17 protein-coding genes and 1 pseudogene are annotated in these 24,971 nt (G+C 63.3%); 9 read left to right on the top strand and 9 right to left on the bottom strand.

Features of this window, described 5'->3' with window-relative positions; all coding sequences use genetic code 11:
- Positions 1-23: 23 nt before the first annotated feature.
- The 4 genes from VLU25_03910 to VLU25_03895 all read left to right on the top strand — a co-directional run bounded on the left by VLU25_03910 (position 24) and on the right by VLU25_03895 (position 1,594).
- A complete protein-coding gene (locus tag VLU25_03910) occupies positions 24-323 on the top strand; it encodes a hypothetical protein (protein HSR67062.1) in 300 nt (99 codons plus the stop codon).
- 63 nt (positions 324-386) lie between these two features.
- On the top strand, positions 387-584 hold the full coding sequence (locus VLU25_03905) for a hypothetical protein (GenBank protein HSR67061.1): 198 nt from the start codon (positions 387-389) through the stop codon (positions 582-584).
- Between the two features lie 126 nt (positions 585-710).
- Positions 711-878 carry a YgaP-like transmembrane domain gene (locus VLU25_03900; protein ID HSR67060.1) on the top strand — a complete coding sequence of 56 codons (168 nt, stop codon included), beginning with the start codon at positions 711-713 and terminating at the stop codon, positions 876-878.
- A gap of 122 nt (positions 879-1,000) precedes the next feature.
- Positions 1,001-1,594, top strand: a complete 594-nt coding sequence (locus tag VLU25_03895) for a CBS domain-containing protein (protein ID HSR67059.1) — start codon at positions 1,001-1,003, stop codon at positions 1,592-1,594.
- Positions 1,595-1,766: 172 nt separating this feature from the next.
- Here VLU25_03895 and VLU25_03890 read toward each other — a convergent pair whose 3' ends face one another.
- Positions 1,767-2,156 (bottom strand): type II toxin-antitoxin system VapC family toxin, encoded by a 390-nt coding sequence (locus VLU25_03890; GenBank protein ID HSR67058.1) that lies wholly within the window; start codon positions 2,154-2,156, stop codon positions 1,767-1,769.
- The gene (locus tag VLU25_03885) at positions 2,153-2,380 is read right to left on the bottom strand and encodes a type II toxin-antitoxin system Phd/YefM family antitoxin (protein HSR67057.1); all 228 of its coding nucleotides are present in this window, start codon (positions 2,378-2,380) and stop codon (positions 2,153-2,155) included. The genes VLU25_03890 and VLU25_03885 overlap by 4 nt, the downstream gene beginning before the upstream one ends.
- Before the next feature lie 96 nt (positions 2,381-2,476).
- On the opposite strand from VLU25_03885, the gene VLU25_03880 reads away from it, so the two are divergent.
- From VLU25_03880 to VLU25_03870, 3 genes are read left to right on the top strand one after another with little or no spacing between them, the layout of a single operon-like run.
- Complete coding sequence (locus tag VLU25_03880) at positions 2,477-3,742, top strand: hypothetical protein (protein HSR67056.1); 1,266 nt, start codon at positions 2,477-2,479, stop codon at positions 3,740-3,742.
- Between the two features lie 3 nt (positions 3,743-3,745).
- Positions 3,746-4,672: a glycosyltransferase family 9 protein gene (locus VLU25_03875; GenBank protein ID HSR67055.1), complete on the top strand. Its 927-nt coding sequence runs from the start codon at positions 3,746-3,748 to the stop codon at positions 4,670-4,672.
- Between the two features lie 10 nt (positions 4,673-4,682).
- The gene (locus VLU25_03870) at positions 4,683-11,504 is read left to right on the top strand and encodes a hypothetical protein (protein ID HSR67054.1); all 6,822 of its coding nucleotides are present in this window, start codon (positions 4,683-4,685) and stop codon (positions 11,502-11,504) included.
- A 222-nt stretch (positions 11,505-11,726) separates the two neighbouring features.
- Here VLU25_03870 and VLU25_03865 read toward each other — a convergent pair whose 3' ends face one another.
- On the bottom strand, positions 11,727-12,230 hold the full coding sequence (locus VLU25_03865) for a hypothetical protein (protein ID HSR67053.1): 504 nt from the start codon (positions 12,228-12,230) through the stop codon (positions 11,727-11,729).
- A gap of 210 nt (positions 12,231-12,440) precedes the next feature.
- Here VLU25_03865 and VLU25_03860 point away from each other — a divergent pair, with 210 nt between their 5' ends.
- Entirely contained in the window at positions 12,441-14,192 is a 1,752-nt protein-coding gene (locus VLU25_03860; GenBank protein HSR67052.1) for a winged helix-turn-helix domain-containing protein, read from the top strand.
- 14 nt (positions 14,193-14,206) lie between these two features.
- Positions 14,207-14,287: pseudogene (locus VLU25_03855) on the top strand (DUF2255 domain-containing protein).
- A 49-nt stretch (positions 14,288-14,336) separates the two neighbouring features.
- On the opposite strand, the gene VLU25_03850 reads toward VLU25_03855, so the two are convergent.
- From VLU25_03850 to VLU25_03825, 6 genes are all read right to left on the bottom strand, one after another.
- Positions 14,337-16,088, bottom strand: coding sequence for a CHAT domain-containing protein (locus VLU25_03850; protein HSR67051.1), 1,752 nt, complete (start codon positions 16,086-16,088; stop codon positions 14,337-14,339).
- Between the two features lie 783 nt (positions 16,089-16,871).
- On the bottom strand, positions 16,872-19,814 hold the full coding sequence (locus VLU25_03845) for a CHAT domain-containing protein (GenBank protein ID HSR67050.1): 2,943 nt from the start codon (positions 19,812-19,814) through the stop codon (positions 16,872-16,874).
- 267 nt (positions 19,815-20,081) lie between these two features.
- Positions 20,082-20,867, bottom strand: a complete 786-nt coding sequence (locus tag VLU25_03840; protein ID HSR67049.1) for a hypothetical protein — start codon at positions 20,865-20,867, stop codon at positions 20,082-20,084.
- Positions 20,868-20,888: 21 nt separating this feature from the next.
- Positions 20,889-21,545 (bottom strand): RNA polymerase sigma factor, encoded by a 657-nt coding sequence (locus tag VLU25_03835; GenBank protein ID HSR67048.1) that lies wholly within the window; start codon positions 21,543-21,545, stop codon positions 20,889-20,891.
- A gap of 550 nt (positions 21,546-22,095) precedes the next feature.
- A complete protein-coding gene (locus VLU25_03830; protein HSR67047.1) occupies positions 22,096-23,139 on the bottom strand; it encodes a hypothetical protein in 1,044 nt (347 codons plus the stop codon).
- Between the two features lie 370 nt (positions 23,140-23,509).
- On the bottom strand, positions 23,510-24,971 hold a 1,462-nt coding region (locus VLU25_03825), incomplete at its 5' end, for a S8 family serine peptidase (protein HSR67046.1).

Below are 24,971 nucleotides of genomic sequence, written 5' to 3'. Positions count from 1 at the left end.
GGCTGAACTGCTAGAATCCAGGCATGGAACGTTTGGAGCGCGCCGATCGAGAGCTTGATTCCTGCCGCGACATTCGATCGCAGTGGAAGTCTCTGCGTTCGCGGCTGCATGATGAGCGCGTCCTGCCCTTGCGCCGCCATTTGCAGTCCCTGCGCAACGCCAGGCCCCAACCCGACTTCCAAGAGCTTGAACAACAACGCCGTTCCCTCAGCCGCCTTCCCGTCGCCCTGCGCCCCCGCCTCTGGCGCCTGCGCACCGGCAACGCCTTTCTTAAACTGACCGCCCGTTTGCTTGGCAGGGGCGGTCAGAATTCCGACGAATAGGATATGCAGACCAGTCGTATCTAGCTCCGAATGAAGGAAAATAGGACAAGCGGAGAGAGCGGGATGAAAGGCAAAAGAAGACTATTCTGGGCCTGCATTGCGCTTATGGCAGTTGCGGCGGCATTAAACCTGATGGACTTTTTTCTCGAAGCGCGGCAAGGGGGAATCAGCGGCGACCTGATCAAACCGCTGGGACTGACCATCATGTTCGGCGGACTCGCTGTCAGCACTTACTACAAAAAGCTCGCCACCCCCGGCTAGGGCCGGCTAGGACCACTAAGTGGCCAACAAGTTCACACACGGGTCAACTTTCAGCGACCGCGGTGAAAGCTCAATTGCTCTCGGCGGTATGAGGGCGCTCGCTAGCCCCTCCGGAGACCTACGCGCATGAACCTCGATCCCGTCATGGGCAGCACCGACCGCATCATAAGCTTGGCCGCGGGCGCCGTGCTGATCATCTATGCCTCCCTGGGCAATCTCAACAGCGCCGCGGTCAGCGTTCTCGTGATCGTCGTCGGCTCGGCCCTGGCGATCGGAGGGATCGGAGGCACCTGACTTTTCCGCAAGCTGCTCAGTCTGGGCATGAGGGGTAGAAATCAATAAGCAACAATCGTAATTGCCATTAGTAATGGACTCCGCGCTGCTTGCCGATAAGCACCCCGTAAGGAGTAGAAGCAATGGAGTCCTCTCAAATACGGGTCAGCTTTGTGGAGGATGAAGAAGAGCGCCACATTTTCATCCCCCGCCTGCACATGGACCCCGACACCATCGTGCAGCGGCTGAGCAGGCGCTTCTCGCAGCGCAGCCTCGCTTGCGGTCGCAGCAACGGTGCTCAAGAAAAACCTGAAACGGTCAGCATTGTCGAAGACATCATGGCGACGCCGGTGATCACCGTGGGCCTGGACGAGGAAGCGGGCGACATGATGGATTTGATGAAAGCCCACCGCATCCGCCATCTTGCGGTGGTGGAGAATGACCGGCTGAGGGGAATCGTTTCCGACCGCGACATCTTGGAAATCACCAGCCCTTTCATCGGCAAGGCGGCCGAGCGCAAAGCCGACCTCGACACTCAGCGCAGCAAGGCCCACCAGTTCATGACGCGCGAGGTGGTCACCATCGAACCGAGCGCGTCATTGTGTCTGGCCTCAACCATGATGGACGCCCACCGCATCCACTGCCTTCCGGTGGTGGAAAAAGAAGCCCTGGTCGGCATCATCACCTCCACCGACCTGTTGGCCGCCCTCTGCGTCATCGACCCCTCGTACCAGTGAAGCTGGCGCATGGAAAGGCTCCGGTCAATGGCGGCTTGAGGAGGATAGACGTTGATATCCTCGGCCAGCCCCGTCACAGGGTCCCTACCGTCTCCGCGCCACCGCGCGGGCCGTCATCGAAGAGGACTGAACGCGATCAGAGCGGACAGTCAAGGGGCAATGAAAGCCTGATTCAGGCTTTCAGCAACTCGACGTCATAGCTGGAGAAGACTTCGTCGGCAGACATGAGAGGCAGGCCCTCGATTCGCGACTGGGCGATGAGAAGACGGTCGAAGGGATCTCGGTGATGGGTGGGAAGAGAGGCGGTTTCCAGGGTATGGCGGTGGTCGATATTCAAGCTCTGGATTGAGTCTTGGGCGAGCCGTTTGGGAACGTACTGGGCTGGCGGCTCCGGCAAGGACAGTCTCCCAAGCTCGTACTTGATGGCGATCTCCCACGAACTCGCGGGCGACAAATAGAGGTCGTTTTCGGGGTCGATGAGCAGGTCTCTGGCGCTGCCGGAGAGCTTCTCGGGCGCCGTACGCATCCAAAGCCAGCAGTGTGTGTCGAGCAGCAGCTTCACGACTCGAACTCCCCGAGCAGGGCTTCGGGAAGCGGATCATTGAAATCGTCGGGCACCTGGAAAAGGCCTTTGTCTCGACCCAGCACGCGCGGCTGTTTTTCCTGCAGCGGCACCAGGCGCGCCACCGGCTTGCCGGCCCGCGCCAGGATGATCTCTTCGCCCAAGGCGACCCGTTTGAGGAGCCGGCTGAGATGAGTCTTGGCTTCGTGGACATTGACCTTCATAAGCAGAAGAGTAAACTAAGTCCTGGACTAAGTCAACACTACAAGCCCGGCTGCAGCCTCGGGCGGACGTCCGGCTGACGGGGTAAGATGGCCTTCATGTTGGATCTGCGCTCAGCGGAATTGAAAGCCATCGAGCGGGGCGGCGGGCCTGGCTGGAAAGAGCTGGCGCGGCGCTGGGTTTTGGCGGCGCTGAGCGTGGCGGCCCTTGCCACTCTGGTGTGGGTGATCGCTGCACGGGCCGTGGACGCCGAGGGGCCCGGACGCGTCCTCTATGCCTTGCACGACTACCTCTACCTGCCCCTCAGGGGCTACCTGTGGGAGTGGGCTTATCCCTGGTCGCTGGCCGTTTGGGTTCCGCTGATCTTTTTGGGGCTGCTTTGGGGAGCCTCCTACCTGTGGGGGCGCTCCCTGGCTTCCGGCGCTCAAGCCTTCCTGCTGAGACGCTTGCTGGCCCGTCCGGCGACGAGGGCTCTGCTGATGCGGGCGGCGCGCGCCGGGCTGCCTTCTAGCCTGTTGCGCGAGGCGGTGGCCTGCGAGCTGGAAGTGGCCAAGTTCAGGCTGCAGGCCGAAGGGGCGTCGTCACTGGCCGCACTCCTGGCCGAGCTGGCTTCGCTGGACCAGGACTCCGACCTCTGTCTGCAAGCCGCCGTCGAGTGGGTGGAAACACTGGCCGTCTCGCCGGGGGATTCGTCCCGAAGCCCGCTTGAGCAGGCTTTCCAATGGCTGATGCTGCCCTCAGACAAAGGCGAGAGGGCCCAACGGCACCCTTTTTCCTGGAGCGCATTGGCCCGCGACCTGCGGGACGCGGGGGCCCCCGCGGACACTTTCGGCGAAGAGGAGGCGCGCCTGCCCGAGGAGCAGCTTCGCCGCATTCGCCTCAATCGGCTGGGTGAGTCCATCGAACGCCGCCGCAGGCTGCTGGAAGAAGAACTGCGCCGGCTGGAATTGGAACGCCGCCAGGACCGTCTGGCCCTGATGGCACGCCGCCAGCGTCCCCTGCCCTTGCCCGCGGCCCAACTCCCCGCCGCCGGACGCCTGGCCTCGGCCCTGGCCTTGCTTTACTCCATCGAGTCCGACCAGCCTCAGGTCGCACTGCTCTGGATCGACTTGCTGGAAGGTCTTCACCTGGCCCTGGGCCTGGCGCCTCCCCAGGCCCAGGGCGACTACGCCCTGCTGACGCGCGGATTGCCTTCGGCATTTCACTACCGGCTGGCCTCCAGGCTGGCTCGGCGTAGACACGAAAGGCGCCGAGCGGCCTGGCAGGCTCAACGCCGGCGCTCCGACGATCTCTTGACCGAAGCTGACTTTATTCCTTCCCAGCGCCGCCTGGCTTCCCTGCAGTTGGCGTCCGGACGGGAGTAGCCCATGAAGCCAATTCTCATCGACACCCCCCACTGCGGCCTGGGCGACTTGATCGTCAACATCTGGTGCCTTCATTCCGCCAAGGCCGCGGGAATCGAGGCCAAGCTGAGTCCGCGCAACAACCTCGACCTGGTGCGCGCCTTCGGTGTTACGCCTGAGGACCTCTCGCTCGACCCCGGTCCGCGCCACTACGCCAAGCCCAGACAGAGGACGGGCGACTGGTTCCAGGAATTGCGCCTCACCCATGGAAGAACCGAACTGAGCCGGTTCGACGCCTGGTGCGCCTTTCGAGGATTGGGCAGGCTCAAGCCGGTCCGTCCGCCTTACTGCGAGCACCCCTCCATGGGCCAATGGGCCCAACAGGCCTGGGAGTGGGCCGACGGAGGATCGGATTCGAGACGACGCGTTATCCTCTTTCCACACTCTTCGTCCTTCGACCGGGACTGGCCCAAGGCTTATTGGATCGACCTGGCTCACGCCCTGTCCAAACAAGGCTTTCACACCCTGGCCCTGGCGCCGGGCAACGCTTCCGTCAGAGGCTTTCCCAGTGGCATCAACGGCCAGCCGGTGGAGCGCGTACTGGCCTTGATCGCCCGCGCCCATGCCGTCATCGCCAACGACTCGGGAGGAGCCCACTTTGCCGGCACCATCGGCCGTCCAACGCTGGCCATCTGCGGGGCCGCCAAGGGGAGCGTGGTCTTTGCCCACATGAGCGACGTGGCGGAGTGGGTGGCGGTGGCGCGCTCGCGCGTCCCCTGCGTGGGCTGCCACTTCAGTCCTGAGCACGGGTGGCGCGCCGCCTGTTTTGAAGGATGCCAAGCCCTGCTGCGGCTGGCGCCCGACGAGGTGGAGGAGCGTTTCCTCGACTTCTGGAAGCGGCGGGGCCCGCAGGCCGGCAAGGAAGCGCAGTGGGCGTCAGGAAACGGATAGGATAGAGGGCATGGCGCGTTGGGACGATGCGGGACGCGGACTGAGAGAGCGGGCCGAGGCCCGGCTGCGCCGACGGGCCGGACGCATGCCCCTGCGCCAGAGGCTGGAAGTCTCGATGGCACTGCTGTGGGGCGGGGCGCTGGCGGTGATGGGACTGTCGGTGCTGGCCCTGCTGGTGGTGGCCGAGTTGGGGCAATGGTCGGCTCAGCCGGGCCTGCGTCCGCTGGCGGACGCACGCATCCTGGAGAACCTGCGCACCTCTTCGCAGGAGCCCTTCGTGGACGCGGTCTGGCAGGCCGAGGAGGAGCGGCTCTACGTCGGCCAGCAGGACTGGACGTTTCACCGCTTCGATCCCGACACCCGGCTGTGGTCGACCGAGCGTCCGCTTGAGACGGCGGACCCGGGAGGCGGTTCGCCGCTGGCTCTGCTGGACGCCGGCTGCGGCGGCTTGGCGGCCGGTTGCCCTGAGCCTTCAGCGCTCTACGCCCTCAGCGAGCGAGGCGGACTGCTGCGGCGCCGGCCCGCCTTCCTGTCGTCTTCTCTGTGGGCCTCTCCCTGGCAGGTCCTGATGGGCGACAACGCCTTTGTGGGGGCCTCGGGCGCACCCGTCGAGCAGGACTCGCTGAGCGCCGCCGCCGTTTCTCCCGACGGGCGCCTGCTGGCTCTGGGGTCAAGCGACGGGGTGGGACTCTACGACACCCGCGGCCGCCGATGGCTCGACAACAGCGCCCTAAACCAGGCGCTGGACGAGAAAGACATCACTCACCTGGCCTTCTGGCGCGGACGGCTGTGGATCGGCAACCGGCAAGGGCTGACGCCGCTCGATCACGACTCGGACCCGCCTGCCCTGCTGGTGGACGAGCGCCTCAACGGACGGGTGCTCGACCTCGACGTCGAGTCGGCCCCAGGCGCCGACCGCAACCGGGGCCCGCTGTGGCTGCTGCAGGAACGCCGCTGCTTGTCGGGACAATCCGCGCCGGCGCCGCCCCCCGCCTCGCCGGCCGCCGCCTCGCCCTCCGCCCAGGGGCAAGAGTCCCAGGACGCAGCGGCCTTTCCCGACCAGCCCGCCGGGGGATGCCTGCGCCTGGCACGCCTGGATGATCCTGTTCGGCCGCCCGTCCTGCTGGTGGACGAGAGCGCCCGCTTCCCCGCCCTCAACCTCGACGATCTGCACTTTGCGGTCCAGCGCGACGATCTGCTGGTGGTGGCCGGACGCGCCGGCATCTACGCCTACGACCTGAGGCGGCGAAGCTGGAAAGGGCTCTTCCCCCGCTCGGTGACTTCTCTGCTGCCCTTGCCCGGCAACAGCGGCTTCTACTTCGGCTACACCGGCGGCGTGGGCATCGAATCAGGCGGCGAGATCACCACCTGGCCGCTGGGCGAGGACGCTGAAATCACCGTGCTGCGCTTCGGGGATGGGGCCGAAGTGCTGGCCCTGGCCGGCAACGGCAGCCTCTTCGCCTTCAACGGCGTGGACGCTCCCGTCACCTTGCGCCGGTCCTCGCGCTCGGCCCTGGCCGATCCCCAGGCCGACCCCGGCACCAGCATCGAGATCCCCTTCGAGGACGCGGTGGGCTTGCTGGATGCCGTTTTCCTGGCCGGCCAGCGCGGAGCCCTGCTGCACAACGTCGTCACCCGGCGCTACGTCGACATCCCCGCCGACCAGGTGCCCGGCTGGATGCGCACGCCCGGACGCCGCTTTTTCGCCTCCGACCGCTATCTTTACGTGCTGGCGCCCCAGCGTCCCGGGCGCACTACCGCCTACATCCTGCCCCGCTACCGCATCGAGGAAGGCGACCTGGAGTCCTACCTGCCGCCGGTTGAACTGACCGCGCCGGTAGATCCGCTGCGCGACTGGGACGGGCGCGGCCTGGGACTCATCGACGCCGCCGGCAACGCCCTGCGCCTGCACCCCGGCGGAAGCGAGCGCTTCAACGGCGATGCCCAGCCGGGGCTGGACGGCCTGCCCCTGCTGGACGCCGCTGCCCAGGGTCCTCTGCTCACCCTGGCCACCTCGGCGGGTCTGCAAACCTACGACACCTCGGCCCGCTCCTGGAGCGGCTTTGTCGATCCGCCTCTGCAAACGTCCGCCCGCCAGGTCGCCTACTACAACGACCAGCTCCTGGTGCTGCACAGCGACGGACGGCTGGGACGCACCACCTCCACCGCCCACGTCATCGGCGACGCGCGCGGCTTCTCCATCAGCGATCAGGGAGTGAGCGACGTGCATCCCCGCGGGCGCCTGCTCTACCTGGCGGGCGAAGGCGCGGTTGAAGCCTACGATCCGCTGCTGCGCCGCATCATCGCCCGCTGGCGCCTTTCCTCAGGGGGAGACGTGGAGGTGCTGGGGCTGGCCGGCAACCGTCCTGTCAGCTTGAACCGGGGAGTCCTCTATCGGGGCGACGAGCGTCTCGAGAGCGGCGCCGGACGCGTCGTCCGCGCATCCCTCGAGGACGGCCGCCTGTGGATGCAGGTGGAGCAGCAGGGCGTCCATTTTCTTCGCACCCAGGGGTCCGCCGACCCCTCCCCGGCTACGCCCGCGCAGTGCTACTTCCGCCGACCTTCCGCGGGACCGGAAGTCAGCCGCCTGCTCGATGCCGCCCGGCTGGCCGACGGAAGCGTGGCCGTGGCCACCGATGCCGGAGTACGCTTCTACGATCCGGCCCTGCGCTCCTGGACCGACCCGCCGTTGCAACTGCGCGACTTTCCCGCCCAGCGGGTGCGGACGGTGGGACGCCGCCTGCTGGCCTGGCGGGACGAGTCCACGGGCTCCGGCCTGCGCCTCGCCATCCTCTCCCGGGACGCGCTGCAATGGCCCGATTCCTGCTCCGACGGCCCAGCCGTCTTGCCTCCCGGAGATTCTGTCGAATGGCGCCGCCCGCTCGACCTGGCCTTCAGTCCCGGAGGCGACCAAGCGGCCTGGCTGCTGGCTGATCAGTCGGTGGAAGTGCTCTCGAGAGGACGCGTCCGCAGGCTGCTCGACCCTCCCGGAGGCGCGCCGCCCTGGGACCAATTGCAGGCCGTCTACGACCGCAGCCAGGCTCCCGTTCCCTACCTGCTGCTGGCCCAGGAAGCGGCGCCCCGGCAAGACGGCCCCCAGCCCACTCTCTGGCTCTACCGCCTCGACCGCCGCTCCTGGCATCCCATCCAGCTCAGCGGACTGGCGGGCGAGGGCATGGCCCATCTCAACCTGGTGCGCGACGCCACCTCAGAGGTCGCCACGCTGCGCGGCAGCGGAGGCTCCTTCTACCGCAGCGTCTTTCAACCGCTGACCATGGGCGGCGACGGCCCCCGGGCGGCGCCTCTCCGTCTCCTTTACGCCCCCGCGCCCCCCTTGCGCCAAGCCGCGCCTCCACTGGACGTGCAGGGCTCCGGCAATCTCTGGACCTTCGTGCTGCCGGGCGGCGTCTTCCATTACAACGCCTTGCAGCGCCGCTGGCTGCCCGATGCCCTGCGCTTGCCCGCCGCCGACCCCTCGCTGCAACTCAGGCGGGTGGACGGACGGCTGATAGCTGTGGCCGATTCGGGCAATAGCTGGTATGTGGCCGACGACGAGTCCGACACGCCGCTTTCCTGGACGCGGCGCCAGGGTCCGGGCACCTCCGCCGGACTGGAGACGCCCGCGGCGCTGGTCACCGACTGGATGCGTTGGGACCGTGCGGGCGGACGCTTCATGCTCTCCACGCCCGAGGGACCCCGGGAACTACCCGCCTCCCAATCGCTGGACGCCTCCGGCCGTTACTTCTTCGAGCAGGTTGAAGCCGTGCTGGCTCCCGACGCGGGGACGCTTTGGGCCGCCAATGCCTACGGGCTGTGGATGCATGCTCAGCCTCAACTGGGACTGGGTGACGCGGGGGTGGCCTTCCGTCCGGCCAACCTGGGGCTGCCCATGAGGGCGGAGGGCGGCCGCATCGTGGGCTCGAGTCAGGCTTTTGATCCCGCAAGCCAGGAAATTCAGACCCTGGACGCCGGCACTCAAGATGCCGCCACCTACGCAGGAGACTCACCGGAAGTCGCCTTGGGTCAGCTCATCCTCTCCACCGATCGCGCCTCTTCGGGACTCGTATTGCGCCCGGCTCGGGGCGCTCCCCTCGACCTCGCGCGGGGCTTTCCCTGGGACGCCCGGCGCCGCCGAGTGGCTTACGACGGCTCGGGCAATCTGGTGCTGCTCACCGAGGGCGGTCCCCAGCCGGCTCAAGGATTGGCTCCGGTCAGCTCCCCGCCCCGGCGCCGGCCTGAAGGCGTCCTCTTGGCCGACGACACCTGGACCTGGAGCCGCGGCGGCGGCCAGGCAGACGCCCTGGAAATCCGCACCGTCGACGGACGCCTGCTGCGCCACGGCCAAAGCCCCGACGGCGTCTACAGCTTTCAAGCCGACCGCCTTTCCGACTCGGCCTTCCACCAGGGCACTTTGTGGCTGCTGTCCTCGGCGGGACTGCAACGCACCGCCCGTCCTGCCACCGGAATGCGTTGGCAAAACGTCGAGGAGGCCGGCCTTTCCGAAGTGGAGCGCCTCCTCCAACCCCGTACGCCCCAAGGACGCGTCCTCGCCGCCTTGGCCGGCGATTCCTTGAGGCAGTGGGATGGGGAGTGGCGATCCCCATCCACGGCACTGCTCTCGGGACTCATGGTCGAAGCACCCCGCCTGCGCTTCCAACGCGCGAGGGGAACCGAGGGTGGTGCCGGGCGAGGCATCGTCAAGCTGCTGCGTGTGGAAAACGCCGCCGGAGTGGGCGGATGGGTCCCCTTCCAGTGGCACCGTGGACGCTTTCCCTTCGACGTCATCACTTCCATGACCGCGCTGGGCCGACGCCTGTTGCTGGGCTCCCAGGCTGGGTTGCAGGTCTACAGCGGCTACGCCGACGACGGACTGGACGCCATCGACCACATCTATTCCCTGGGCCGGCATCCCGAGCAGGGCTTGCGGGTGCAGCGCCTGGCCGTTTCGCCTCAAGATCCCTCCACCGCCATCGCCGACGGCGACGGCTTTTGCCTGGCCCTCCCCACTCGGGGACAGCCCCGGCCCTGCGATCAGTCCGTTCCCGCCGAGTCTTTGCGCGCCGACACCCCGCTGTGGCGCTGGACCGCTTCGGGCGGACGGGTCCAGGGCCGCTACAAGCTCGAATCCGCTTCCGGGGGCTCGAACGTCATATCCATCCGCGCCGGACGCCTGCCCCACGACCGCCTCCGCGACCTGGCCTCCTTCGACTCCCAGTCCTTTTTCCTGTGGGACGACGGGCGGGTCAGCCTCCACCCGCGCGGCGGCGGACGCCTGCAAGACATGCGGCTCTTTAGCGGCTTCCCCTCCACCCCACTAGGATTCGCTCTCGTCGAGAAACAGCCCGCTGAAGACCCGCCAACGCTAGCCGGAGGCCTCTACCTGCGTTTGGACGACGGCGGAGCGCTGCACTGGCAGCCCGGCCCCGAGTCCTGGCGCCCTCTGGACCCCGACCGAGCGGCTCGGCTCGACCTCTATCTGCGCACCCGTCCCATCTTCCGCCAGGGGCGCCTGCGCCTGGTTCACGCAGACGCTCGCCAAAGCCCCCGGCGCAGCTCCGCGGCCGGTTCCACCTTGGGTCCCTTTCGCTTCGACTACCGCACTCCGGGGGGGACCTGGCGGCCCTTGGGCTGGCAGGGGGGACGCCTGCAGATCGACATCTGGAACGATTTCGTATCCTACGGAGGCCAGACCTGGGCCGCCACCCCCGCCGGACTGGCCGCCTTCCGCCGCGGCGCCGGGCAGGTCGTCCTCGACCCGTCCAGCTTCCGCCTCATCCCCGGCCCGCTGGACGCCGAGGGAAACCTGCTGCCGGTCACCGACATGCAGTCCGACGGACCGGCCCTGGTGCTGCGCTGCAACTCCGACAGCGACCGGCTCTTCCTGGTCAACCTCGACCTACTCGACGACGGCCGCGTCTTTACCCCCCTGCAAGGAGACGACCCCTTCGCCCAACAGACCCTGGTGCAAACCGACTACTGGCAATGGCGCCTGCAAGGCCGCCGCGACGGATCGCCCGGCGTCCTGCGCTTCACCTTCAAGGAACGCGAGTCCGACCTCTCGGCGGGCCGTTTCGACTTCGACACCCTCACTTCTCTGGCCCTCTTCGGCGACGCCCACATCGAAACCGCCACCCAGTCGGGCGGATGGCTGCGCTATCCCCGTCTCCTCGAGGCTGACCGACAGGCTCCGGGCACCTTCCACCCGGCCAACCTCATCCGTCCCCGCGAAACCGCCTTCGACCCGGTCAACATCCGGCGTCTCCACCTGGGACGCGCCCTCGACCAGGAGGCCCTCTGCCTCATCGACGCCCAAGGACGCTCCTGGCGACTGCTCCCCGAGACCGAGCCCTCCCAGGTCGCCTCCTGCCCAGCCCACCTGGCCCAGGACTCCCTCTGGAGCTACTCCTTAACTCCTTCCGGCCTGCAAGCCGAAACCGATGCCATCCCCTTCCCCGTCCAGCGCCGCCTCACCGCCGGCCGCTTCCAGGACGCCATCGCCCTAACCCCCCCACGCCCCCTCAACGCCTCCGACAACTCAAGCGCATCCCCCGCCAGAGCCCTAGACCTTCCCGAAACCACCCGCTACCTCCTCCTAACCCCTTCCGGCATCCTGGCCCTAGACGCCAACCTCGCCGCCACCTCCCTAATCACCCCTGACTGGCCCAACTACACCCTCCTGAGCGAATCGCTCTCCCGCACCCCGACCTTCCCGGTCCCCCCGATCCCCAACCTCCCCCCCAACTTCACCCCCCTCCGTACCATCCCCACCCCCACACACCTCTACCTCCTGACCCAATCCGACCTACTGGAATTTTCTCCCTCTCCCCATTAAGCAACGCTCCAAACGGAAGAAGTCTTCAGATCGGCATGCCAGACTCTTCAATCAAGTGAATCGCGGAAGGCGAGGCAGGGAAGGGAGACCGTAGTCGGGGGCGGAGGGCAGCCGGCTCCCGTGCAGCGCCCGTGACCGCGGATGCGGCCCGGGCGAGCCGGGCGGGAAGGCAGGCGGCGGTGCCAGCGGCTGGCACCGCCGCTCGGAAGGGAAGGAGGTTGCTCAGAGGCGCTTGAGGACGCCTGTCACCACCGCGCCCGGAGTAGTCTGGATCAGGAAGACCTCACGGCCTCGGTCCAAGACCACGATGTCATTGGAAATGACGAACCCGCCCAGGTTCACCAGAAGACTTCCCGTGCAGTCGTCATTTATGAAGAATGATCCGGTCACGGAAAAGACCTGTACCGTGCCATTGAAGCTGTTTGTGTCCGTCCCCCAGACAGTTCCCAGGCCATCGAACGTCAGAATCCCCACCGAGGCCAAGGGCTTCGAAACCAGAACCTGGGGATCAGAAGTCGGCTCGAGGAAGACTCCAGTGATGTTCGTTCCATAGGAGCCCCGCAGCATGTGCTCGCTGCAGAATTTTGGACCGAAGGAAGGATCGGGAGCCGCCGAGCTGTCGTTGGGCAAGCGGATGGACTGGTACGAACCCGCCAGGCAGGGTGAAAAAGCCGCAACGCTCAACAGGCACAGGACGCCAGCCAGGCCAAAAAGTTTTCTAAACATGGTTTCCTCTCAGATGTCAAATGGTCAAGTCCTCCGATGGCCACATTGCGACCGGAAGACCTATAATTAGGGGAGTCAAGGATCCGTGCACCGTGCACGGAATGACTTGCGGCGAAAAGCCGTTTACCGACTCGACTCCGGCTTGGAGCATAGCCGGGCTGGAACGGCGGAGTCGTGAGGACATGGTGATGAAATCCATAGGTTCTTGTGATGGGATCCTCCTCGAAGCCAAGCATTCTGCAATTTGACGACGTGCGGGTGGAGGTCGAGGCGTTCCGGGTCTACAAGGCGGGCCGGAAAGTCCCTTTGGAGCCCAAGGCTTTCCAAACCTTGCTGTTCCTGATCGAACACCGGGGAAAGCTGGTCACCAAGGACGAAATACTCGACGGAGTGTGGAGCGACACGTTCGTGACGCCCAATGCCTTGACCCGCGTGGTGGGTTTACTGCGCCGGGCCCTGGGCGATCAGGCCGTCACCAGCCGCTATATCGAGACCATACCGACTCGGGGCTACCGTTTCATCGCCGAGGTGACGGAAGCGGGCCGGGAGGAGACGCCGGCAATCCCTCCCCCCATCGGCCCGCTCGCCATACTGCCCTTCAAAAGGCTGGAGGGTGCGGAAGAAACAGAACGGTATCTCGCCACGGGTTTGGCCGACACCCTGATCACCAAACTGGCCGGCGTGGCCGGACTTTCCGTGCGGCCCACCAGTGCGGTGCTGCGCTTCGGCGCGCTGGGGGAGGACCCGGTCGCAGCCGGACGGGAGCTGGGAAGCGCTTTCGTCCTGGACGGGGTGATTCAGCAGTCCGCCGACCGCATCCGGGTCAACGTCCAGTTCGTGCGTGTCGAGGACGGTCGGCTGCTGTGGGCAGACGTCTACGATGCCCGCCTTCGCGACATCTTCGAATTGCAGGACGAGTTGGCCCTGCGGATCGTCCAAACGCTGAAAGTGAAGCTGAGCCGAGACGAACGCGACGCGCTTGCCCAGCGCCCCGAGAACCTGGAAGCCTACCAATTCTACTTGCAAGGCTGCTTTTACCTGTTCCGCTACACGCTTGGCGACCTCGACAAGTCGATCCAGTGCTTCCAGGCGGCCGTGGAGCGGGATGCGGGTTACGCGCTTGCGTATTCCGGGCTGGCCCAAGCCCATTCCATTGCGGCCTCCATGCACGTGCCTGGGTCCATGACCCAATCGGAAGCAGCGGCTCTGCGGGCTCTCGAACTGGATCCGACTTTGGCCGAAGCGCACGCCGCTCTGGGTGCGCTTCGCTTCTGGGGCAAGCGCGACATCGCCCAAGCCCAAGCGTCCTTCCGGGCCGCTCTCGCCCTCACCCCCCGTACGGCCCTTCCTTGCCATTATTATGCTTGGTTTCTCACCGCCACCGGCTGCTTTCAGGAAGCCGAGAGGCAGATGGCCAGGGCTTTGGAGATGGACCCTTTCTCGGCGGCCATCAAAGTTGACCAGGGGCTGCCCTTTTACTATTCCCGCCGCTGCCAGGAAGCCCGCGCCCGCTTCCAGAAGGCGGCCGATCAAGAGGCGGGCTATGGATACGCTCACCTGCGCTTGGGAGAAGCTTGCGAGGCCATGGGAGAATATGAAATGGCAGCGGAGGCCTTCACACGCGCCGCAGACCTTGGAAGCCCCGACTCGGTGCCGCTGCTGCACCTGGCCAGGTGCCTAGCCCTGGACGGAAAGAGCGCCCAGGCCAGCCGCCTGCTTGAGAAGGAAACAGGCGGCTCCCGGCCTTACTCGGCCTATTATGCGGCGCTGGCCTTCCTGGCCCTGGACCGCCACGAGGACGCCTTGGCAAGCCTGGAGCAGGCCCTGCGCGAAGGTGACCGCTGGATCGGCTGGCTCAATGTCGATCCCAGCTTGGACAAGCTAAGGGGAACCCCGCGCTTCGAGAAACTACGAATCAAAGCCGGTTTAACCCAGCCTGACAGTCGCGGAGCGGGTGCGTGATCCAACCGTAACGAAAAGCCGGCCGCATCAGTGCCGCTGGGATGACAATAGAGGTCACCTTCGACGGCCCGCTCAACGACCGCATCGACAACGCCTAACGAGCTGCTCAAAGCCCTTGAGTTGGCCAGGATTCGAGACTGACGCTCAACACCACAGACACCAAGCCGAACTGGCGGGCCGGTCACCATATAAGCGGATCGATTCGCCTCGGGCAAGCGCCAGCGCCTCTGGGGCCGGGCGCTGCGCCAGATGCCGATAGAGAGCCAGAAGGGTATGCTCAGCGTTTGGCGGAGTCTTCGCCAGGCGTCCGGTCAGCACTTGCGATGCTCCAGCCCGCAAAAAGGCGGCAGCCAGACTTGAGGACGCTCCGCTGTGGGCAGGATCGGCCGTCGTTCCGACAGCACCGCTGAGCACTACAAGATCCACTCCGCTGAGATCGAGTTGGCAAATACGCCCGTAGGGCAGGAGGCCCTCTTCAGGCCCCGGCGGCTCATCCAACAAGATAAGTCCTGAAGCCTGCCGACAGCCTTCCTCCGCGAAACACGGCATAGCGAGATGGAGAACGCCGGGCGGCTTTCCAAGAAGCCGGCTCAGTTTCTGAACACTGAAAGATCCGTCAATCAGCCTTGCTGGAAAGCCCATTTTTTTGATGAGTCGCTGGATTTCGATGATGGTGCGGCGTTCCGGCTCCTGCTCCTGTCTTCGGCCTCCCCCGCCAAAACCCAGCCAACCGCGCTCCAGGCGGAGTCGGGCAGTTGCCGAGGGCCGCAGACCCAGGGCGATGGTCAGGGGGTAAGCTTCCCCCATGGTTTCAGGGCCATCCTCGAAAACCCGCATGAGCTCGAAGGGGAGGTCACGATGCCGATCGTCGGGATAGATGGTCAAGGAGGAGGACGTCGGGGCGCGGTCTGGCCGGTTGCCCGCAGGGGGCGCAAACCGGACGACCTTGGACGTCGCCGGCGTCTGCGCCAGCATTCGCCGCAGGCGTTTGGAGAGCAGCACTGCGAAAGCTCCTGACGACAATGCGGCAGGCTCTTCACCGTCCTTTGACTGGGCGATTGCAGCTAAGCAACGTCTCCACTCGGCTGCAAGCCCTTCTGCCTCGGGGACAAGTTCCATGTCGAGCCGACCTTCGGCAACCGTCACCAACAACAGCAGCGGCTTGCGGAGCAGATCTGCGAACGAGAACATGGCCAAGGAAATTCCGCTTTGGGGAACCTCCGCGTCTTCAGCCCAGTCCTCCGATCCTGTCTCTCGGCCGCGTACCTCAAAGGAAAGCAAACGCTTCAAGGCAGGCTTCCAAGCCTCTCCACCACTTCGGTTCAGCACAGCCTCCGACAGGGCAAGGTAGAAATCCTTCTCAAGAAGTTGGTGCTCCTCTTCTCTTCCCACGGACGAGTCTGCCGGCCTAGAGACGTCACAGGCAACTGAGCGCGCTGCGACGATGACCGACCAGGTCTTCCGCAAGAGTTCCTGCCCCGTCAAGGAGTCGACGCCATGCCGCTCAACGGTGCTGACCAAGGCTCCGACAGTGCCCTCCAGCGGCCTTCTCGTGACCGGCGGGGGAAGACTCGGAAGGACTGTCGGGATCAAACGCAGCACTTGGTCGACCAAGTTGAGCAGAAGGGCGATATCGGCGGTCCCCTCGGACAGGCCAAGTGCTTCCAGATAATGACCGAGAAAGGTCAGGACGCGTTCTGGAGAGAGCAGGACCTGGGCTTCGGCGCGGATGGAGGAGAAGCAAGCCTGGGCTTCTCCGTACTCTCCACGGTGCAAGTGAAGCCGTCCCAGGAGCAATCGTCTTTCCAACTTGGGAAGGGAATCTCCGAAGCTCTCTTCTAGTTGCTCCGCCTGTCGCATCAATGCATCGGCTTCTCGGACCTTCTCTTCGGCCATGCGGAGCAGAGCCATCTGAGACAAGAACCGGTACCGGTCGACAGGCTCTTCTTTCAGTTTGTCGTGAAGGTCGCGATCTTGGAGAGCTGAGAAACTCAGGGTCGCCTCAATCCATTGCCCCACCATGGAGGCGAGTTGCTGGTGCTCTTCACGCTTCGAGTCGAAAAGGCCTCCCTCCGCACCTTTGGCGCCTCGCGTGCGTCCTTGCTTGCCCGAATTATCAGGTTTGTCTTGATCTCGGCCCATTCGGAAGCTTGTAGACACCTCGCGCGAGGCATTGTTCAGTCGCCGACTCCAGACGTCTTCCTTCTGGGGCAAGACATCCTAACCTGGCGGCAGTCTCAAAGAAAAAGGGCCGCCGAAGCGGCCCGCCAGCAAGGAAAACCGGGATCGAAATGTGGGCTGGTTCGCTGCTGGAACCTGCGGCTCACTCAGACGATCCCAACTGGGAACTGCCAGCGTCATCCCGCCGCTTGGTTCCGCCATCCTCCTTCTTCGATTCGCCTCCCAGCCCGCCGCCTTTGCTGCCACCGGCTCCGCTTCCGCTTCCAGTGCCGTTACCGGATTTGTCATCGTCGAACAGCACTTTCCCGGGGGGGATTGGCCGGCCGGTAAACGTCTCTTGGGAATGATTCAACTGCATGCCTTACTCCTTTGGCTTGATTATTGAGTATTGAAATGGTGAGGGAAGCAAATGGTCGGCGAACCGTCCAGCGGCTCCCCTCTTCTCCTTCTGTTTGACACGGAGAGCGGCGCAATGTTCAAGGTGTGCCGCGATTCGACTTAGGGATAGGCAAAGGATTCATGCTTCCAGTCTCCTTGCAGCACGAACCCGGCCCAGAAGGCCGGGGCTCTCCATTTGTTTTGCGAGCGTAAATGCCTTTGGGCCAAGCGGAGGGCCTCGGACGGACCTTTGCCCTCGATCCAAAGCTGCCTGTAAAACTCCCTGATCAATTCCATGGTCGCTTCATCGTCGACCCGCCACAGGCTGACAAGCGTCGACTTGGCTCCAGCATGGAGGAAAGCCCGGCCCAAGCCCAGGACTCCTTCCCTGGGAACGTTGCTTCCCCATGCGCTTCCGCAGGACGCAAGCACCACCAGATCCGCCCGCACGTCGAGATCCTGAAGTTCGAGGGACCAGAGAAAGCCGGGGCTTAGGCGGCCATCAGAGTGGAAAAGAGACAAGACCAGGGCCGACAGCTCGGGCTGCTCGGTGAAGAATCCGTGGGCAGTGAAGTGGACTATCCGGCTGTCTGACAAGAACCTGAGCGCATTGGCGCGGGTGGCGTCGAAGCCGATGAAGGGGAGAGTAGATTTCTCTCCCGCCAGGCTTGTGATCGCGTCGGACTCAAATCCTGCTTGAGGCATCAGGTGAAATCGTGGCAGAGATTCAATCTCCGCCAGACTGGAGGCCTGCCAGGGATCGCTATCCAGCCGGGCGCCGGCAGGCTGTTTGCCGCGCAGGCGCTTATCAGCTGGATTCACAACCGGATCCGTAAACAACACCAGGTCGTATGAAGGACGCCCGGCTCGAGTGTTGCGTACACGCAGGGCCGGCAGAACCGCGATTGAGGGAAGAGAGATGAGTTCATGTTCATCGCCCAGCCGCGAGCGCTGGGCCGCAGGCGCTGTCTCGACCGGCAACAGCAGGGTAGAAAAGGGAATCGTGCTTAATGGTCCTTCCGCAACGATCACCACTCGCCGCCAATCCAGAAAGGATGCCAACGGGGTCAGGAGCATCTCCGACAGATCCTCTTCGACGATTCTCAGCCTCTCTCGGCTGCTCCGCGCATAGCTTCGCTCAAGCAGCCTTCGGTACTCTTCGGCGAGTCTGAGGATTCTCTCATGTTGAGGCACAAGGGCTGACCTGAAGGCGTTTGAGGACAGCCCCCAAGCGTAGAGCTGGTCATTTCCGAGGGCAAAAACCAGCATCGCCGTTTCCGCGTCGAGAAATTCCGATTGGATGCGGTGGATGGACAATCTCTCTTGGTCACTCTCGAGCCCGCTCTTGCGCCGCACCTGATATTCGATCCGGTCCACTTCCTGTCGGACTTCTCTTAGCTGCCGGTCCACCTCGGAGAGCCGCTCGGCCTGGGCCGAATCGCTTTCGTCCAGCATCACTCTCGTCCACTGGAGTGCATTGATCCGGTCCCGCAAGGCTCGCAGCCTTCCTGCGATCTGCGGATCGCTGGGTGGATCCTCCAGCAGGGCATCCGACAATCCCTGAGCCTTGGACTCCTGGTCCGCGGCCAGTGCCAGCTTGTCGTAGCCCTCGTCCGCCCTTTGAGAGTGAAGGGTCATGAGCAGGTCGACATAGTGGCGATAGTAGTTCCCGCGTGAGACGATCAAGGAGACACGCAAGGCAGCGGATGCGAATCGCTCGCGCTGTCGGTTGACGTCCTCGACTGCTTGTCTGGCGAAATCAAGCGCTTCCTCCAAGAGATCTTGCTTGCGCCTGATGCGCGACCTGAGAAAGGCCACGTGCGAGGTGGCTGTGGGATCTCCGATGGTCTCGAAGGCCTGCTCCGCCTGGTCGCAATGATCCTCCGCTTGCGCGAGGCGCCCCCACGACTCAAAGAGATGGCAGAGATTCAGCGTGGTATGCGCTTCGTCCCGGTTGCGTCCTCTGGCGCGCGACAGCCCGATGGATTCGCGGTAGGTTTCAAGCGCCTCCTGGAAGCGTCCTAGTTCTCGATAAGCGGTACCCAGCCTGTCCAGCGTACCCTGCCGCGTCCGACAGCCTTGGCCGCACAGGCCCAAGGCGGCTTGGTACTCTTCGATGGCCTCCTGCGTTCGGCCGAACCGGTAGTAGAGCCAGCCGATCTCTGTTCGAGTGGCGGCCTGGCCGGCTGTATCTCCGAGTGAGACGCGAAGCTCAAGTCCCTCCCTGAATTTGTCGAGGGCCGCGTCGAATAGACCGATCGGACCGTAAACAAGGCCAATGTTGTCGAGAGTGTCGGCGAGACTGTCCTTGGCGCCGATGCGTTTGGAGATCTTCAGGGCCTCTCGGTAGTAGGTGAGGGCCTCATGAGGGTCGCCGTGGGTCCACTCAAGCAAGCCGAGTCCATTCAGCGACTGGGCCTCGGCGGACTGATGACGAAAAGTGGAGGAAGGATTGGAGCGAAGTATCGCCAATGCCTGGTGATGAGACTCCAGGGCTTGGGCGGTGAACCCGGATTCCCTGTAGGCATACCCGATACGGTTCATGAAGACGGCAGACTCCTCCGGACTCACGGGCAGCAAGAGTTCGGACGCGCCGGCGTAGCAGTCGATCTCGGCATCGATCCTGCCCAAGTGAGACCATTCCCAGCCCATTCGCTTGAGGGTCTCAGCCCGCTCGAAGACCGCCCCGCTTTCGGCAAATTGCGTCTCGACCTTCCGATAGGCAGTCAACACATCCTCATGACTGTGTTCGGGCCGGCCTTGCCTTTGGGAAGCTGCATAAAAAGACAGAAGTCCCTCTGCGAAATGGTGTTCTGCGGCGTCCGGAGGTCCCAGCTTGTCTGCTACCAGGCGATAGGCGAGCGGCTCATCCGAGGGATCGTAAAGGCGGACGATCAAACGGTAGGTTCCATCGCTGGGTGCGATGTAAGCCAATCGTTCCGCCCTTCCCGGCAAATGATAATCGACGGCCAGAATGGTGCGACCTTCCGGGTCGAGGAGGGTCGCGACCAGATCGGCTTCCCCTTGTTCAGCCCGCACATCGACCAGTTGGCCTCGTTTCAACTGGAGAGAATAGGCGTCTCCCACGTGGCCCGCGAGCCTGCCTGCAGTCAAACGCTCCGGCTGCAAGAGACCCTTCTCGTTTGCAGCAGGCTGCTGCTGGGCCGATTTCGGTACGGTGGGCGTAGAATGCTCATTTTCAGGGCCGCCGCAAGCCGAAAAGACAAGCAGGACGCCTGCCACACAAATCTGCTGCCCCGTCAGTCGGGCGCTCAGGAGAACCTCCGTTTCATAAATAGCGAACTCAAAAACTGCAAGTCGAGGAGATGCTTATTCGAAGGACAGCTTCCACCGGGTGACTGCGACTTCGACCGGTTCGGCTGTGTCTTCGCGAAATCCCAGTATCTTGACGACATAATCGCCGGGGGAAAGCTTCCATCGCTGTATTCCGAGCGAAAAGGAGACACGCGGACCTCCCCGTTCGGCGTCCTCGAGCAAGATGGGGCTGCCGGCGGCGTCCGCAGCCGGCCACACTCCAATCTGATAGCGGTGGAAGTCAACCTCTTCGCGCAAGGTGACAATGGCAAACAGGCGTTTGGCGGACGATGGTGCGGTAGTGGAGTTCAGATCCTCCTGACCGCTACGCTGCACGCCAACGGCGAGGTCGACGATGTAGGGGTCGGTGAAAGTGTCGCCTGAGAAATACACCCATCCCAATAGAAAACCGATCAAGCCGATCGCAAACCCCTCCGCCAAGCGAGGAAGGAACAGTGACCGGGCCGGTCGCAACGATCGTGCGTCCTGCTTTTGAACAGGTTGAGGTTTTTCCGGCGACCGAGTCTTTGCGGGCAGCCGTGCCTCCAAATCGCTCCAAGCCTTTTCGATGTCTGCATCCCCGATCACGGGCTGGGGAGTGGGAAAACTGCCTCCATCGGGCATCAGGGCCGAAACTAAGCCGGCGCAGGTCGAACACTTGGACACATGCTCCAGGAGAGCCTCGCGGTCATCCGACGAAACTCCCCCGGAACAAAGCAGTGCCACCTCATCCGGTGTCGGATGCTCCAGCGAAAGATCCTGATCGCTCATCAGGCTTCGTATTTCATCGGCGAGTGTCACATTCACTCCTATTCGCAGACCTCACGAATCATCCCAGTCATTATCAACGTCTTCCCCCAACTTTGCCTTCAACTCTTCTTTGGCCTTGCTCAGATGAGACTTGACCGTCTGGATCGAAATCTGCATCAGATCAGCAATTTGGCGGTACTTGAGATCCTTGGTGAGTCGAAGGAGGACGCACATCCGCCTGCGCGGCGGCAGTTCGTTCAATGCCAGTTGCAGCTTGTCTCGCCTTTCCTTGTGCAGCAGCTTGCGGAACGGTCCGTCGGATCTTGTCGATGCCCGATTGGCGGGGTTGAACAGCCCGGCCTTGGCCGCGTCATCGATCGGAATCTCTACGCCGCTCCGCTTTTGGGTTTTGCGTGCACGAACGAAATTCTTGAAAGTGCTTTCCGCGACCGCAGTCAACCACGTCGCAAGGCTGGCGTCTTCACGGAAACCCTCCAAGCCGGTGCAGACCCGAAGAAAAGTCTCCTGCACCAAGTCCTTGCACTCCTCATGTGTGCAGTTTCTTACCAGGAAAAAACGGAAGATGAATCGATAATACTGTTTGTATATGTCTTCCAGTCGTGCCATCTGAGCGGCAGGAATAGTCTTGTCGTCGAGCTTGGGAGCGACGGTTTCCGGCTCTGTCGCTTCTCTGGATCTCAGTTCTGGCTGTGGGGATGAAGAACCCATCGATAAATCCTGACGGAACGAGTATAGAGTCGCTCGCCGTCCCTGGTCAACCGATGATGCCTTAGAGGTTCTCGTTACCTAAAGGCGGCTCATCGGCAGAGACAAATCGAGTTAATCATCCGTTAGATCGAGCATCGGCTTTCAGGCCCCTCCGCCGGCCCAGGCGGGAACCAACACCATCCTCAACGCGTTGAGCGGGATGGGCGTCGATCTTGCCTTCGGAGTCGGAAATTACGGCGGAGTCCTATGCAGAGTCGACACTCAATACTGCTGCAAAAAGTCGTTGCATCTGGTCAGTCGTTGGAGTGAAGAGAGCAAAGAGGCTGTCGCCGCCCAGGTCGATGAACGGTTCATGCGCGCCGCCGTCCGGGCCAAGAAGCCCAGCGTTTCATGAGTAGGCGTTGGAAGTCGCGACCTGTCACCTCGCCGCCCCCGGCTCCTTCGTCCCATCCCAGCCGATGATACATGCATGGCCGAAGCACAGCAGGTTGCCGCACCAGCGGCCCTTGCCGAGGATGGGTCCTCGTCGAAGGGCCGCCGCGCGCATAGATTACTGCTCGCAGTCGCCTTTGCCGATGACCACGCCGTTGCCGTTGGCCTCCTGGCACTGGGCAGGATGAGCCCGACCGGGATGGTCGAAGGGCGCCGGAGTCACCTCGAAGGTGTCCAGAGACTCGTTAAAAGCCGCCAGGGCCTCGATGCAGCCGCTGTTGCTGATGGTCTTCTTGTCTTCACCGCACAAATCCTCGCATTCAGCGATCAGCAACTCGATATCGGGGCCGCAGTCGCCATTGTTGGCCGCCGTTGCCGCCAGATTCAGCTTGGCGGCGGTTAATTGACGCACCAGTTGGGTGTAGGCCGGGTTGCCGCGTGACTCGCGTCCGCCGGAAACACACATGGCCTCGGTGGCCGAGTCGCATTGCCCAGCCGCAATCGCTCCAAGCTCCACCCCGCAGACGTTGACGGGCAAGAATCCGGCAGTTATGCCCGGATGGGTGCCCCAGAAACCGGCCGTGCGCGTCAGGCATTGATCCGGGTCGTCCGGACCTTCGGTGCAAGACTCGCAAGCGGGGCCTAGAATGCAATCGCTGACGCACAGAGGTCCGGCCTTGGTGACGGTCATGGCAGCGCCGGCACCAAGCGTCGGCTGCTCACCCGCGATGGTGAGCCGCATAGTCACGCACTCGCCGGGGTCCACTGAACCTACGGCAACATCGCATTTGGCAACGAAATCGCCTGAACTGCCAAAAATGTCACAAGAAGGATCCTTGTCGTCTATGCCGCAGGCCAGAAGGGCGTTGTCGAAGCCGGAAATTTGCGAGAGCGCAATCTCTTGGTTCTCGGTCAGACACTCTCCCAGGCTGGGCAAATCGAGGTCGATATGAGAGAGGTCCCTGGGGGCATCACAGCCCGTTTCCAGTCCCGTCTCGTTGCAGACCCGGTAGTCCCAGTTGCTGGTTCCCGCATCCTGGTCGATATTGAAATCGATCAGGGTGATCCGGAATCCCTGTCCGCTGCAGATGCTGTTCTGGCTGTTGTCGCAATCACACGCCTGCGCCAGCGCAGGCGACGTCACGCCGGCCAATAAAATCATTACGGCGGCTACAAATATCCCTAGTCGGATAGTGTTCATCATCGCGCCTCTCCTTATTTGTGTGCGAGTTCTCGCACTAACCTAGCTCGCAGGCAAGCCTGCATGCTTCCCGCAGGCTCACCGAGCGTTAGGATAAGGCAAAAAGAGGGCGAATGCAACGGCTTTCTTATTCTAGAAAAACCGACAGGTCCTTAAAATCTACATTGAAAGTCTTAATAACAAAGCCAAAAACGGCATTATTGCCACAAACGCATTTTAGCTCTTGACCCGTCGTGCCGATAGATGCACCGTAGACAAGGTGTGGAGCTTGTAAGCAGGATCAAACAAAATTAGTTTCAGTATAAATCCTATTCTATGGTCAGAACGACGTCTACTTGTTCTTCTTTCCACCTTTTGGTCCCTTGGAGTTGGAGATCTCGACCTGGATGGAATGGGAAGCGGAGTTGCCAGCCTCGTCCCAGGCTTGCGCCTCGATGGCGTGGGCGCCGGCGGATTCCCGGCGGGTGTTCCAAGTGTAGGACAGGTTACCGGCACCGCTGTGGACCAACTGACCGTCAATGCGGAGCTGCACCAGCGAGAGTCCGCGGTCATCGCCGGCCTGAACGTCGATCTGTACGTTTCTGCTCAACGTAGCCCCATCTGCCGGTGAGGTGACAGCTACCGAGGGAGGAAGCGTGTCGGGCACGTCGGGCTGGTTGTCGACTTGCACCTCGACGTCGGCGGAAACACCTTGATTGCCGACGTCGTCATAGGCGATTGCGTGCAGAGTGACAGGACCATCGGGATAGTCCGACGAGTCCCAACTGAAGGCATATGGCGCCGCGTTGTCGGAAGCCACCCAGATGCCTTGCGCGTAGAGTTCGACCGAGGAGACGCCGACGTTGTCTGAAGCGCTGACGTTGACGGGCACGACTCCGGAAACGCTGCCTCCGCTTGGTGACACGATGGAGACTGAGGGGGGCGTGAAATCCTCGTCGGCTAGCCCGGCTGCGGACGCAACGGCCGCCCCGGCATCCAACCTCCCGTGGCCGAAGTAAATGTCGTAACCTGACGATCCCAGATCAGCAGTCGTGGCAAACAGGATATCCTCCAACTGAGCGGGCGTCAGTTCGGGATTGACCGCCATCATCAAGGCCACCGCGGCTGCCGTCACCGGGCTTGAATAAGAAGTCCCCGAGCGGGCAGCGAAGCCACCTCCGTTAACTGTCGTCCAGATACCAACCCCTGGAGCGGAAATATCGACATAGTCTCCGTAGCTGGAAAAGCTTGCTAGACCGTCGCTGCTGGTGGTCGCTGAAACGGTTATGACGGACGGGTTGGGCAGGACGGACTCGTACTGTCCCTCGTTCCCCGCTGAGACGACCACCACCCCTCCCAAGCTCCTCAGGTATTCAGCGGCACTCCTGACGGAAGAGTATTGGGAAACGCTGTAGCTGATGTTGGCTACCCTGGCACCGTGATCGGCGGCCCAGGTGACACCTTGAGCGATAGTACTCACATAGGCCAATCCGTCGGGCCGGCTGATCCGTATCGGCATGATCGAGGCGTCCCACGCAATCGAAGTGACGCCCATGCCATTGTTGCTGAGCGCGGCCACTACCCCGGCAACTCTCGTGCCATGGCCATAAACGTCGGAAGTATCAGCGTTGCGGTCGTAGAGGTTCCAGCCCGGTACAAGCTGAGCTGCCAAATCAGGGTGATCGGGATCGACCCCTGTATCGAGGATGGCGACCGTGACCCCTTGACCCAATGACAGGTCCCAGGCCTCGAGAGCGCGGATCCTTGGCAGATGCCAAGCATCGTCGAACATGGGATCGTTGGCAGTCGTCTCC

The sequence above is a fragment of the Acidobacteriota bacterium genome (assembly GCA_035471785.1).
Lineage (GTDB): Bacteria > Acidobacteriota > UBA6911 > RPQK01 > DATIPO01 > JANQFM01.
This window is presented reverse-complemented; position numbering and strand designations above follow the sequence as displayed.

Coding starts and splice junctions, on each gene's coding strand:
- VLU25_03905 (HSR67061.1), top strand. CDS start 387: ATGAAAGGCAAAAGAAGACTATTCTGGGCCTGCATTGCGCTTATGGCA.
- VLU25_03880 (HSR67056.1), top strand. CDS start 2,477: ATGTTGGATCTGCGCTCAGCGGAATTGAAAGCCATCGAGCGGGGCGGC.
- VLU25_03860 (HSR67052.1), top strand. CDS start 12,441: ATGGGATCCTCCTCGAAGCCAAGCATTCTGCAATTTGACGACGTGCGG.
- VLU25_03900 (HSR67060.1), top strand. CDS start 711: ATGAACCTCGATCCCGTCATGGGCAGCACCGACCGCATCATAAGCTTG.
- VLU25_03895 (HSR67059.1), top strand. CDS start 1,001: ATGGAGTCCTCTCAAATACGGGTCAGCTTTGTGGAGGATGAAGAAGAG.
- VLU25_03875 (HSR67055.1), top strand. CDS start 3,746: ATGAAGCCAATTCTCATCGACACCCCCCACTGCGGCCTGGGCGACTTG.
- VLU25_03830 (HSR67047.1), bottom strand. CDS start 23,139: ATGATTTTATTGGCCGGCGTGACGTCGCCTGCGCTGGCGCAGGCGTGT.
- VLU25_03910 (HSR67062.1), top strand. CDS start 24: ATGGAACGTTTGGAGCGCGCCGATCGAGAGCTTGATTCCTGCCGCGAC.
- VLU25_03835 (HSR67048.1), bottom strand. CDS start 21,545: ATGGGTTCTTCATCCCCACAGCCAGAACTGAGATCCAGAGAAGCGACA.
- VLU25_03885 (HSR67057.1), bottom strand. CDS start 2,380: ATGAAGGTCAATGTCCACGAAGCCAAGACTCATCTCAGCCGGCTCCTC.
- VLU25_03865 (HSR67053.1), bottom strand. CDS start 12,230: ATGTTTAGAAAACTTTTTGGCCTGGCTGGCGTCCTGTGCCTGTTGAGC.
- VLU25_03850 (HSR67051.1), bottom strand. CDS start 16,088: ATGGCCGAAGAGAAGGTCCGAGAAGCCGATGCATTGATGCGACAGGCG.
- VLU25_03870 (HSR67054.1), top strand. CDS start 4,683: ATGGCGCGTTGGGACGATGCGGGACGCGGACTGAGAGAGCGGGCCGAG.